This is a genomic window from Streptomyces gardneri (assembly GCF_006539185.1).
Lineage (GTDB): Bacteria > Actinomycetota > Actinomycetes > Streptomycetales > Streptomycetaceae > Streptomyces > Streptomyces gardneri.
Genome location: NZ_BJMN01000048.1, coordinates 67705 through 79036, shown reverse-complemented (window position 1 = coordinate 79036; position 11332 = coordinate 67705). Strand labels below are relative to the sequence as shown.

At 73.9% G+C, this 11332-nt stretch carries 10 protein-coding genes and 1 tRNA gene; 3 read left to right on the top strand and 8 right to left on the bottom strand.

The annotated features are described in order from the left end of the window. Positions 1-175 precede the first annotated feature (175 nt). A complete protein-coding gene (locus SGA01_RS32140; RefSeq protein WP_141300961.1) occupies positions 176-2176 on the bottom strand; it encodes a putative bifunctional diguanylate cyclase/phosphodiesterase in 2001 nt (666 codons plus the stop codon). A 356-nt stretch (positions 2177-2532) separates the two neighbouring features. Here SGA01_RS32140 and SGA01_RS32135 point away from each other — a divergent pair, with 356 nt between their 5' ends. Then, entirely contained in the window at positions 2533-3783 is a 1251-nt protein-coding gene (locus SGA01_RS32135; RefSeq protein WP_229917505.1) for a M6 family metalloprotease domain-containing protein, read from the top strand. A gap of 81 nt (positions 3784-3864) precedes the next feature. Here the strand turns inward: SGA01_RS32135 and SGA01_RS32130 are convergent. The 4 genes from SGA01_RS32130 to SGA01_RS32115 form a co-directional block, all read right to left on the bottom strand. Next, positions 3865-3938: transfer RNA gene (locus SGA01_RS32130), tRNA-Lys, on the bottom strand. Then, positions 3929-4558: a hypothetical protein gene (locus SGA01_RS32125; RefSeq protein WP_141300957.1), complete on the bottom strand. Its 630-nt coding sequence runs from the start codon at positions 4556-4558 to the stop codon at positions 3929-3931. The genes SGA01_RS32130 and SGA01_RS32125 overlap by 10 nt, the downstream gene beginning before the upstream one ends. Positions 4559-4695: 137 nt before the next feature. Then, on the bottom strand, positions 4696-5052 hold the full coding sequence (locus SGA01_RS32120; RefSeq protein WP_055643310.1) for a DUF8844 domain-containing protein: 357 nt from the start codon (positions 5050-5052) through the stop codon (positions 4696-4698). Positions 5053-5205: 153 nt separating this feature from the next. Next, the gene (locus tag SGA01_RS32115; RefSeq protein WP_141300955.1) at positions 5206-5820 is read right to left on the bottom strand and encodes a TetR/AcrR family transcriptional regulator; all 615 of its coding nucleotides are present in this window, start codon (positions 5818-5820) and stop codon (positions 5206-5208) included. A 79-nt stretch (positions 5821-5899) separates the two neighbouring features. On the opposite strand from SGA01_RS32115, the gene SGA01_RS32110 reads away from it, so the two are divergent. Continuing rightward, positions 5900-6487: a peroxiredoxin-like family protein gene (locus SGA01_RS32110; RefSeq protein WP_141300953.1), complete on the top strand. Its 588-nt coding sequence runs from the start codon at positions 5900-5902 to the stop codon at positions 6485-6487. Positions 6488-6539: 52 nt separating this feature from the next. Here SGA01_RS32110 and SGA01_RS32105 read toward each other — a convergent pair whose 3' ends face one another. Genes SGA01_RS32105 through SGA01_RS32095 form a run of 3 tightly spaced genes read right to left on the bottom strand, consistent with a single transcriptional unit; the run spans position 6540 to position 10608 of the window. Next, a complete protein-coding gene (locus SGA01_RS32105; protein WP_141300951.1) occupies positions 6540-7883 on the bottom strand; it encodes an AAA domain-containing protein in 1344 nt (447 codons plus the stop codon). Next, positions 7880-9469 carry a hypothetical protein gene (locus tag SGA01_RS32100; RefSeq protein WP_141300949.1) on the bottom strand — a complete coding sequence of 530 codons (1590 nt, stop codon included), beginning with the start codon at positions 9467-9469 and terminating at the stop codon, positions 7880-7882. Before SGA01_RS32100 ends, SGA01_RS32105 begins: the two co-directional genes overlap by 4 nt. Next, positions 9460-10608: a hypothetical protein gene (locus SGA01_RS32095; protein ID WP_055643315.1), complete on the bottom strand. Its 1149-nt coding sequence runs from the start codon at positions 10606-10608 to the stop codon at positions 9460-9462. The genes SGA01_RS32100 and SGA01_RS32095 overlap by 10 nt, the downstream gene beginning before the upstream one ends. 130 nt (positions 10609-10738) lie before the next feature. Here SGA01_RS32095 and SGA01_RS32090 point away from each other — a divergent pair, with 130 nt between their 5' ends. Next, positions 10739-11332 (top strand): histidine phosphatase family protein, encoded by a 594-nt coding sequence (locus SGA01_RS32090; protein ID WP_141300948.1) that lies wholly within the window; start codon positions 10739-10741, stop codon positions 11330-11332.

Below are 11332 nucleotides of genomic sequence, written 5' to 3'. Positions count from 1 at the left end.
GTGGGGCGTCTGGAAGGACCAGGGCGCCTGCTGAGGCCCTGACCCACTGAGCACCACATGACCACTGCCCCCGCCCGGAATGTCCCTCCGGCCGGGGGCAGTTCCATGCTCCGAGCCATGCGGACACGGGGCTACGGACACGGGGCTACGGACACGGGGTTACGGATACGGGGGTTCAGACCCGCAGGGGCTCCGCGCCGATCAGTTCGGCGATCCGGTCCGGGGCCACCGCCCGCGAGTACAGCCAGCCCTGCCCCGTGTCGCAGCCGATCCGGCGCAGCCGGGCCGCCTGCCCCGAGGTCTCGACGCACTCGGCGGTGACCGTGAGCCCCAGCCGGTGCGCGAGTTGGACGAGCGCCTCGACGATCAGCTCGTCGGCCGGGTTGGGGTGCTCCTCGTCCTGGAAGCCGCGGACGAAGGAGCCGTCCAGCTTGAGCACGGAGACCGGCAGCCGGCTCAGGTAGGCCAGGTTCGAGTAGCCGGTGCCGAAGTCGTCGATCGCGATCCGCACGCCCATGTCGCTCAGCGCCTTGAGCGCCTGGAGCGGCCGCCCGGCCGAGCCCATCACGGCGGACTCGGTCAGTTCGAGCTGGAGCAGGTGCGGGGCGAGCCCGGTCTCCGCGAGGATCCCGGCGACGTCCGCGACCAGGTCGGAGTCCCAGACCTGGCGGACCGCCACGTTGACGCTCACGAAGATCGGGCGCTCGCGCGGATGGTCCTTCTGCCACTGCCGGGCCTGGCGGCAGGCGGTCCGCAGCACCCACCGCCCGAGCTCGACGATCGAGCCGTCCTCCTCGGCGATTCCGATGAACCGATTCGGCGGGAGCGAGCCGAACTGCGGGTGGTTCCAGCGCACCAGCGCCTCCACCCCGCGCACGGCCCCGTCCGCCAGATCCACCAGCGGCTGGTACTCCAGGCCGAACTCCCCGCGCTCGACGGCCGGGCGGAGTGTGGAGGAGAGCGCCTGCCGGGTCATCCGATGGGCGTTGCGCTCCGGGTCGAAGAGCGTCCAGCGGGCCTTGCCGTCCGCCTTCGCCCAGTACAGCGTGGTGTCGGCGGCCTGCATGAGGGCGGTCGCGGTCGTCCCGTGCGCGGTGCGTTCGACGACACCGATCGAGGCGGAGACCGAGAGCCGCTGGCCGCCCAGGTCGAAGGGGTCCTGGAGCGCGCGGAGCACCGAGCGTGCGAGGTCGGCCAGTTGTTCCGTACCGGTGGAGTCCTCGACGAGGATCGCGAACTCGTCGCCGCCGAGCCGTGCCACGAGGTGGCCGCCGCTGCGGGTGTAGCCGTCGCTGTCCGCGCACTCCGTCAGACGGGCGGCGACGGCGGCGAGGAGCCGGTCGCCGACCCGGTGGCCGAGGGTGTCGTTGACGGCCTTGAAGCCGTCGAGATCCAGGTAGCAGAGACCGATCCGCCCTGTTCTGCCATACCCGTATGACTCGTGCGATTGATGCGATTGATGCGGTTCATGTGACTCGTAGGACGAGCCGGCGCCGGCCGGTGCGGTCTCCGGTGCGGCGTCCTGCGCGGCGGCCTCCAGGGCCGAGGAGAGCCGCTCGAAGAACAGGGCCCGGTTGGGCAGTCGGGTCACCGGATCGTGCATCTGGAGGTGGCGCAGCCGCGCCTGGAGCTCGCGCCGGTCGCTGACGTCCGCGATCGACAGGAGCACGCGCCGGCTCTCCGGCACGGGGGAGACGGTGACCTCGGCCCACAGCGAGCGCCCGTCGGGGTGCTTGAGCCGGCGCGTGCAGCGGAAGCGGGAGCGGCGGCCGCGGAGCACCTCGCGGTACGCGTGCCAGGTGCGGCCGTCGGACGCGAGGTCGACGAGATCGGCGGCGGCCTGTTCACGGAGAGCCCCGGCTTCGGTGCCGAGGAGGGTGCCGAAGGAGTCGTTGGCCGCGACGACGAGGCCGTCCTGGTCGACGACGGCCATGGCGAGCTGCGCGGCCCGGAAGGCGGCGTGGTAGTCGCGGAGTTCGGCCGCTCGACGGTCGGCACGCGGCTCGGCGTCGATCCCGGTGCCGATCCCGGTGCCGAGGGGGCCGGGGGCCGGGTCGGGGGCGAGGTCGGTCTGACGCGTGGCGCAGGCCTCGGCGTGACGCTCCGTGACGGCAAGCTCGGTCTGGGGCGTCTCCGGCGGCTCTGGGTGCACCGGTCCTTCGGGGGTTCCGCTCACCGCTCGCTCCCGTAGTGCAGTCGGGCCGTTCACATGTGGTCGGGATGGTCGACCTCTGGAAAGTCTGCCGATCATAGAGCCAGCTCGGGGGGCCGTTCCAGCTCCGAGGCCCCTCCGGCGGACGGTTGCCACCGTGAGGACCCCCACCGCGACCCCTCGCCCGATCGTTTCTGCACGGGTCTGACACGGGCCGGTGATGACGTGACCGATTGTGACTTTCCGTGAGCTGATGCCCGCTCGTGTCGCGTCGACCCGGCGGCGCCCCCTCACCCGACCGGGGCAGCGGAAACATGCGAAACGTCGCAAACCGTCACAAGGTGGTTGTGGTGTCCCGCCTTACCGATCCGGAGGTCCACGTGAGGGGTCAGCAGCCACCCGGGGGAGTGGAGCGGCCGAGGCTGCGCGCCGGCGCGGCGGCCTTCACCGCGCTCGCCGCGCTCGCCGCCACCGGGCTCGTCGCGGGCCCCGCCGTCGGCGCGCCCGCGGGGAACCCCTGCACGCTGCCCCGCACCGCGGCCCACCACTCGCTCGGCCTCGACACCTGGAACGGCTCCTATCCGCGCCCCACCAGCACCCTCGACGCGGTCATGATCTTCCTGTCGTTCCCGGACTCCACCCCGCTCACCACCCCGGCCGAGCTCACCGCCGACCACTTCCCGGCCACCAGCGAGTACTTCGACCGGGCCTCCTACGGCCGCTTCGACCTGCGCCCGCACCCCCGGTCCGAGTGGACCCCGATGCCGAAGGGGTCGAAGGCGTACGACATACGGCGTGACTGGGACTCCGGGAAGCGCGCGACCTATCTGAGGGACGCGGTCGCCGCCGTCGACGCGGACGTCGACTTCTCGCTGTACGAGGTCGTCTATCTGGTCGCCGACCCGGACGCGCCCGGTGTGGACTCCGACGCGACGAAGGTCGTCAACCTCGAACGCCCGCTGAAGGTCGACGGCACCGAGATCAAGCGGGTCGTGACGGTCTTCGAGCGGCACCCGCCCGACCGGAACGTCCTCGCGCACGAGACCGGCCACGTCTTCGACCTGCCCGATCTCTACCACCGGCCGTCGGACGGCAAGGGCGACTGGGACACCCATGTGGGTGACTGGGACGTCATGGGCAGTCAGTTCGGGCTCGCGCCCGACCTCTTCGGCTGGCACAAGTGGAAGCTCGGCTGGCTCTCCCGCGCCCAGGTGACCTGCGTCCAGGGGCCCGGCCCCCAGCTGGTCAGCCTGGATCCGACCGACGCGCCGCCCGCGGAGAGCGGCACCCTCGGCACCCGGCTCGCCGTCGTCAGGACCGGCCCGGACAGCGTCCTGGCGATCGAGGCCCGCAGCGCCGCCGGCAACGACGCCGAGACCTGCACCGAGGGCGTCCTCCTCTACCGGGTGCGCAACGGCGCGGCCTCCGGCGACGGCCCGGTCCAGGTCGTCGACACCCACCCGCGCACCGAGGCGTGCGGGGACCGCTCCGTCTACCCGCCGCTCGCGGACGCGCCGCTGGAGGAGGGCGAGACCTTCACCGTGCCCGGCACGGGGGTACGCGTCGAGGTGGCGGACCGCACCCAGGCGGGCGGCTGGACGGTGAAGGTCACCCCGCCCGGCATGGGCTGACCGGGGCCGCGCCGCACCGCGTACAGGTCTCCGCCGCACACGAAGAAGCCCCCCGCTTCCGCGAGGGGCTTCTTCCGTCTGTGCGCCGCCAGGGACTCGAACCCCGGACCCGCTGATTAAGAGTCAGCTGCTCTAACCAACTGAGCTAGCGGCGCCTGCTGACGTCGTAGACATTAGCACCCGGATCGGCGGGAGGAAAAATCGATACCCGCACGTCGGGCGCGGCGGCCGCCCGGACGGCCCGCACGCAGGCCCAGAGCACGACCTCGGGGCCGGGCAGCCAGGGGTTCCGCGTGTCGGGGGCCACCAGCCAGCGGGGTCCGGAGGAGTCGGCGGGGGTGAGCGGGGGCACGGTCACCGCGTCCCCGACGCCGTGACAGAGCGGCCGGGGGACGGCTTCGCCCCACTCCTCCCAGTCGAGCAGCGCCGGCAGGCGCTGGGCCGTCCCGGGCGCGGTGAACAGCATCATCCGGCCCCGGTGCACCGCGACGGGCCCGGAGCCGGGGCCCTCCTCCCACAGCCGGTCCAGCATCCGGCGCCCGAAGACCGGGTCCACGTTGACGACGTCGAAGACCGCCCCGCAGGGCAGCGCCGCGGGCGAGGCCGGGCTGGCCTCCCAGCGGGTGAGCGCGGCTCCGGGGCGGCCCCCGGCGGCCGAGGCGAGCCAGGCCGCCCCGTCGGCGGTCACCCGGGCCGTCTGGTGCCGGCCCTCGTCGCCCTCCCGCAGGAAACGGAAGATGTCGTGCGGGGTCTCGTCGCGCAACCAGGTCGTCATGCGACCAGATGTACCGGCCGTAACGGACCGGTTTCCGAGAGTTGCCGGAATCCCGGACAGGAGAGGCGGGTGAGGAGTATCGTGCGCCCCGCATATGCCACGGGACGCGGCACGGCCCACGGCCCGGGCGCGTCGGCCTACTCCTCCGCCGGACGCCCGTTCGTCCGGATCAGGCCGCGGCCGAACTCGATCATCTTCAGGGCGTAGTCCTCGGTCCACTCCGCCCGCTCGGCGACATCCGCCGCCGTCAGCCGGTCGAACCGGCGCGGATCCGCCAGCTGCGCCGCCGCGATCGCCTGGAACTCCGTCGCGCGGTCCGTCGCCGCGCGGAACGCGAGCGTCAGCTCCGTCGCCCGGGCCAGCAGCTCACGCGGGTCCTCTATCGACTCCAGGTCGAAGAAGTGCTCCGGATCGGCGGTCGCCTCGGCAGGCTCGAAGACCAGCGGCGCCGGCCGCAGCCGTCGCTGTCCGCTCCGCTCCGCGGGTTCCGCCATCGTTCGTCTCCTCCTCGCACAGGCACGGCCCGGGATCCCGGGCCGCTTTCCATTGTCCCGCGCCCCGCAAGAGCGCGAGGCCCCCGGCGCGCGCCCCGGCCCTGCTCCCGGGCCCCGGTTTACGCGCGCCGGTTTGCGGGCGCGGCTCGCCCCTCAGTCGCCGAGGCCGCGCAGCAGCAGGCGCAAGCCCCCGAAGAACTCCTCGTCCGGGCCGATACCGCCCGCGCTTCGCGCGGTCTCCGTCAGATGGGGGAAGCGGTCCTCGGGCAGCGCGGCGATGACCGCCGTGCCCTCGCCGGCGAGCGGTCCCAGGTGTTCGAGTTGGATGGCGCCGGTGACGTACCCGTGGAGGGCGCGCAGGGCGACGACCCGCCGACCGCCGTCGATCCCCGCTTCGGTGAGGATGCCGAGCACGGTCTCCGACCACCGCAGCCCCGCGAGCGAACGGTGCCGGTGGGTGACGGTCAGCGGGACGGCCTCGGGGTGGGCGGCCACGCCGTCGCGCAGCCGTCCGGCCATGATCTCGATGCGCTCCTGCCAGGGCGCGCCGGCGGCGGGCGGGGTGGCGTCGACGGAGCCGAGGACGTGTTCGACCACGAGTCCTTCCAGCTCGTCGCGGTCGGCCACGTAGCGGTAGAGCCCCATGGGGCTCATGCCGAGCTCCTTGGCGACGGTGCGCATGGAGAGGGCCGCGAGCCCGTCGCGGTCGATGACGGCGACGGCGGCGGCGGCCAGTTGGCCCTGGGTGAGCGAGCGAGGTCGAGGCATGAGGGTTGACAGCGTACGCCCTACGCCTACGCTGTAGGAGTACGCCGTACGCCTACGGCAGTCCGAGAGAAGGTGCCCCATGCGCACGTCCACGCCCCGCACGCGGCTGGAGCCCGGCCACTCCGTGTCCCGCCGCACTCTCGACCCGGTCATCGGCCCCCCGGTGGCCTTCCCGGATCCCGAACGCCACACCCACGTGCAGTTCCGGCGCTTCGCGGGCTGCCCGGTCTGCAACCTCCACCTGCGGTCGGTGTTCCTGCGGCACGAGGAGATCGAACGGGCCGGAATCCGGGAGGTCGTGCTCTTCCACTCGCCCGCGGAGGAACTCCGCGAGCACGTGGCCCATCTGCCCTTCGCCGTCCTCGCGGACCCCGACCGGCTCCTGTACGCCGAGTTCGGCGTCGAGGCCCACCGCAGGGCCCTGCTCGACCCCCGCGGCTGGCCGGCCATCGCCCGAGCCCTCGTGCGCGGTGTCTGGGAGCTGCTCCGTGGCCGCGGCCGGCTGCCCGCCGCCGCGCAGCCGGCCGGTCGGCTGGGCCTGCCGGCCGACTTCCTGATCGCTCCCGACGGCCGGATCGCCGCCGCGAAGTACGGCGAACACGTCTACGACCAGTGGTCGGTCGACGAGCTCCTCACCCTCGCGTCGACCGTCAAGGCGGCCCACTGACGCCCTGCCGGCCGTGACCTGAGGTCTCAACGGCCTGCGTGAGGCAGGTGTTCTACGGGCTCCAGGGGACACGGTGCTGCGACCAGGTGTCCCACGTCGACATCATCGCCTCCCAGCCGTCGGGGAACGAGACCGCCGCACCCAGCTGGACCGGCTCCGTCGACGGGTGCTCGTCGAGGAGCTCCGTGACGCCCGCGCGGCAGACCACGACACAGGCGTGCCGGTGCCGGGAGGCCAGCACGCACAGGCGGCCCGTCTCCAGGTGGAAGGCGGTCGCGTCCGGACGGCCGGACAGCGGATGGAGGACGACCGTGACGTCGTACTCGCGACCCTGGAGCCGGTTCGCGGTGTCCACCGTCACGCCCGTCACGCCGAGTCCCGCGAGCGCCGCCCGCACCGCCGCCGCCTGGTCGCGGTGGGCGGTGCCGACCGCGATCCGGTCGGGCGTCAGGGGCACGGGCGTCTCCGAGCGCTCCGAGACCGCGGCGCCGCCCCGGTCCAGGAGCCGCCGGACGACCAGGGCGACCGCGCCGACCGCCTCCGGGTCCGTGCGCGGGGTCGTGCGGGCGGGCAGTTCGAGCAGCCCCCAGCCCGACTCCGCCGCCTCGTCGAGGACCCGGTCGGGACCCGAACCGTCCGACGCCACCGTGAAGGAGAGCTTCCGGTCCCCGGGACCGGTGCCGCTGCGGAACGGCGTGTACGGGTAGAAGGCGTCCGAGACCAGCGGCGCCGCCGAGGCGGGCAGCCGCCAGGACACCGGCAGCCGGTGCTGCGGAAGCTCCGGATTGTGCGCGAGCAGCGTGGAGACCGCGCTCGCCGACGGGTCGTACGAGAGCCCCGCCCACTGCTCGGCGCCCACCACCGAGAACGGGTCCAACTGCCCGGGGTCGCCCACGAACAGCGCCCGCTCGAACAGCCCCGCCACGGCCAGGAGCGCGTCCGAGCGCATCTGGTACGCCTCGTCGACGATCGCGTGCGCCCACGGCTCGACGTTCTTCACGTGCGCCCACTTGGCGGAGGTGGAGAGGACGACCGGCAGCCCCGTCAGCTCACCGGGCTTCGCCGACTTCCGTACGTTGGCCAGATCGTCGAGCGCCTTGTCGTACGCGTCGCTGTCGCTCGAGTGCAGCCGCCCCACCTCCAGGCCGGGCTCCTTCTCGGCGAGCCGCAGCACCAGATCGTCCACCTGCGCGTTCGTCTGCGCGACGACCATCAGGGGGCGCCCGGCGGCGGCCAGTTCGAGAGCGGCCCGGACGACCAGGGTCGACTTCCCGGCGCCCGGCGGGGAGTCCACGACGACACCCCGCGAGGTGCCGTGCAGGGTGTCCGCCAGGATGCCGTCCGTCGCCCGGCCGGCCTCGGCGGACGGATCGAAACGCGGCTCGGGAATCGTCACAGCACGTCCTCGGGGGTCACGGCATCGGGCAGTTCCACGGCGTCCGTCCGGGGAGGACCGCCGTGCGTCCAGGGCGTCTCCTCCGGCTCCGGCAGCTTCGGCCCGACCCGCTGCTCGTGCTCGAACAGCGTCCAGGCGATCCGCTCGCCCTTCTCCGGCACCGAGCCGGCCGCGGGCTCCTTCGACCGCCCCATCCGGTCGAGGAGCCGCAGCACCAGCGAGCCGTCCTCCTCGTACCGCACGAACTCCGCCGCCTGCGGCTTCCCGTCGAGCGAGCGGAACACCTTCGCCTTCTCCGCGAGGTGCGGCCGGTCCTCCGTGCGGACCGTGAGGAGCGGCCGCGGCGCGGGCCGCTTCGACTCCGTCCAGGCCATCGTCACCTCGGCCACCTCCGCCGCGAACGCCTCGCCCGCGAGCCGCCGACCCGCCAGGACCAGCGGATCGTCGAGCGCCTCCTGCGCCTCCAGCTGCCCCTGCGCCCGCTCCCGGTTCGCGAGCTTCGAGGCCGCCGCGATCACGTCGTCCTGGCGCGGCTGCGGCGGCTCACCGGCCACCACGCGGTCGCGATGACCGGTGAACGACCAGCGGTCCCGGGTCCAGCGGTCCTCGACCCTGGCGCCCTCCGGCAGCTCCCGCAGCAGGCCGAGCGCCCGCCAGACCGCGTCCCAGGTCGGCTTCAGCTGCGAGGCGACGAGCCGCCGGACCTCCCGCTCGGCCCGGTGCAGCTCACCGAGGCCCGCGTCGGCCGCCTCGCCGTCCTCGGCCGCGCCCAGCGCCAGCCGGGCCCGGTCGTACCGCTCGATCGCGGGCGCCAGGAGCCGGTTGTCGAAGGCGGGGTCGGTGGCGGGTCCGGCGGGCGGGCACAGCAACTGCCCCCGCTCGTCGCGCCCCACCTCGGCCCGCAGCGCCCCCTCGGGCCCCGACTCCCCGTCCCGCGGGTCGAGCCAGGCGAGCAGCGCACCCAGGTGCTGGTCCTCCAAGGAGGACTGACCGGTCGCCCAGTGCCGGTTGAGGAGGTCCGTCGCGGCGAGCAGCAGCGAGGAGCCGGGGACCCGGGCCCGGTCGCCGTAGTGCGTCAGCCAGCGCCCGAGCAGCGGCACGCGCGGCGGCGCGGGGAACGGCGTCTCCGGGTCCTGCTCGGCCGTCCGCCGGAACCGCGTGGACCGCCCGAGCAGCCGTACGTACTCGATGCCCGCGCGGCTCGGCACGATCAGCTGCGGCGCGTCCGCGCACAGCTCGACCTCGACCTTCACCTTCTTGCCGGTCTCCGGGTCGACCTCGCTGCGCTCCGCCGCCTCCACGACGTCGGTGAACGAGTCGACGTACGGCAGGACCTCCTCCGCCAGGTCGGCGAGGAACGAGAACCGCAGGTCCCGGTCCCGGGGCTGCGTCACCACCAGGAGCCGGGGCTCGTCGGCGTCGGTGCCCACGAGCGCCCCGAGCGGAGCACCCGCCTCACCCGCGGTCGTCAGCGGTACGAGGACGAGCGGCCGCGCGGACACGTGCCGGTGGCGGACGGTGGCCAGCGGCTGGGCGCGACCCGACTCGACGGCCTCCATGCGGGCGAGCGCGGAGATCAGTGACATGCCGAAGCCTCCTCGGAGAGCGCGGACGCCCGGTCCAGCGCCTCCTGGCGCAGCGCCCGCGCCCGGCGCAGGGCCGCCACCGCCGGATCGTCGGGATCGCCGGCCTCGCCGCGCGCCGCCGCCAGGACCGCGCCGACCGTCGTGAGGCCGCCGAGCTCACCCCGTACCGCCCGGCCCAAGGTCTCCACCGCGCCCGCCTCCCGGGCCCGCGCCCGGCAGTGGAAGGCCAGCTCGCAGGCGGCCAGGCACTCCGGCGCATACGCGTGGGGCACGGACTCCACGGCCTCCGTCAGCTCCGCCGCCGAGCACCCCGCCACGTCGAAGGTCGTGCCCTCCGGCAGGGCGTCCGCGATCTCCTCGATCCGGGTCAGCCGGGCCAGCTGCCGCCGGGTCACCGACCGCTGCTTGCGCACGTCCACGACCGAGGCCGTCGGCACGTTCGAGAAGTCCTTGGGGCAGACGAGGAGCACCGAGTGCGCGACCGTCGCGCCCTCGGTCACCGCCGCCATCCGTTCGAGCGCGAGCACGTACACGGCGGACTGCCGGGCCGCCGCGCCCACCTTCGACGCGTCGGCCGCGCCGTCGATCATCGGGAAGGACTTGATCTCGACGACCGTCCACCGCCCGTCCGGAGAGACCACCACCGCGTCCGGCTCCAGATAGACCGGGGAGCCGGCCACCTCCAGGGCCAGCAGCGGATGGTCGAGCAGCGCCCACGCCCCGGCCCCGGTCGCCTCGCGCAGCGCGAGCGCCGTGCGGGCCGTCCGCCCCTGGGGTCCGGCCGCGGCCAGATCGGGCAGGGAGACCGCGCCGGGCTCCTCGATGCCGAGCAGGCGCAGCAGCTCACGGCCGCCGTCCGCCTTCACCTTCGCCTCGAAGGAGTTGCCCCGCATGATCGCGAACTGCGACTGGCCGAACGGCGCGGGGGAGCCCAGCTTCGAGGCGAGCGCCGCCTTGTCGACCCCGGCGCCGTCGAGCAGCGCCCGGCGCCGGCAGCCGGGATTGGCGGCGAGCGCCGCGAGCGCCCGCGCGTCCAGGGCGCGTGGCGCCGTGCCCGGTCCGCGCAGCTCAGCCAAGTGCTGCCGAAGTGTCGTCGTCTGCGACGGTCGTGGCAGACCGCTGTCCAGGGATGCGCTCACCCGCGGAAGTCTCGCATCCGGCACTGACAACCGTCCCGAGGTCGCCCGGACGTCACCCCGAATTCGCGTGGGCGATGATGGGAAGAGGCACGACCGCACCGTGAACCTGAACCTCTGGAGAGTCCTTTCCATGGCACCGCGCATCCTGCTCGCCCGGCACGGCCAGACCGAGTGGTCGCTTCTCGGCCGGCACACCGGCAGGACCGACATCCCCCTGCTCGACGAGGGCCGGCGCGGGGCGAAGCTGCTCGGCGAGCGGCTGCACCGCGGCCCCTGGCAGGGCCTGCCGGACGTGGAGGTGCGCACCAGCCCGCTGGTCCGCGCGAGCGAGACCTGCGCCCTCGCCGGCTTCGCCGAGCGCGCCGAGCCGTGGGACGCGCTGATGGAGTGGGACTACGGGGCGTACGAGGGCATGACCCCGGCCCAGATCCAGGCGATCCGTCCCGGCTGGCTGATCTGGCGCGACGGCGTCCCCGAGGGCGAGTCCATGGCGCAGCTCTCGGACCGTGCCGACGAGATCGTCGAGTGGGCCCGGTCCGCCGACCGGGACGTCCTGGTCTTCGCCCACGGCCACATCCTGCGCTCGATCGGCGCGCGCTGGCTCGGCGAGGACGTCTCGTACGCCTCCCGCATCCGCCTCGACCCGACGAGCCTCTCCGTCCTGGGCTGGGCGTACGGCGCACCGGCGATCGAGCGCTGGAACGACACCGGGCACCTGGAGTAG

Excerpts from the sequence above, each read along its gene's own strand:
- SGA01_RS32090 (WP_141300948.1), top strand. The coding sequence starts at position 10,739 with ATGGCACCGCGCATCCTGCTCGCCCGGCACGGCCAGACCGAGTGGTCG.
- SGA01_RS32125 (WP_141300957.1), bottom strand. The coding sequence starts at position 4,558 with ATGACGACCTGGTTGCGCGACGAGACCCCGCACGACATCTTCCGTTTC.
- SGA01_RS32100 (WP_141300949.1), bottom strand. The coding sequence starts at position 9,469 with ATGTCACTGATCTCCGCGCTCGCCCGCATGGAGGCCGTCGAGTCGGGT.
- SGA01_RS32110 (WP_141300953.1), top strand. The coding sequence starts at position 5,900 with ATGCGCACGTCCACGCCCCGCACGCGGCTGGAGCCCGGCCACTCCGTG.
- SGA01_RS32115 (WP_141300955.1), bottom strand. The coding sequence starts at position 5,820 with ATGCCTCGACCTCGCTCGCTCACCCAGGGCCAACTGGCCGCCGCCGCC.
- SGA01_RS32120 (WP_055643310.1), bottom strand. The coding sequence starts at position 5,052 with ATGGCGGAACCCGCGGAGCGGAGCGGACAGCGACGGCTGCGGCCGGCG.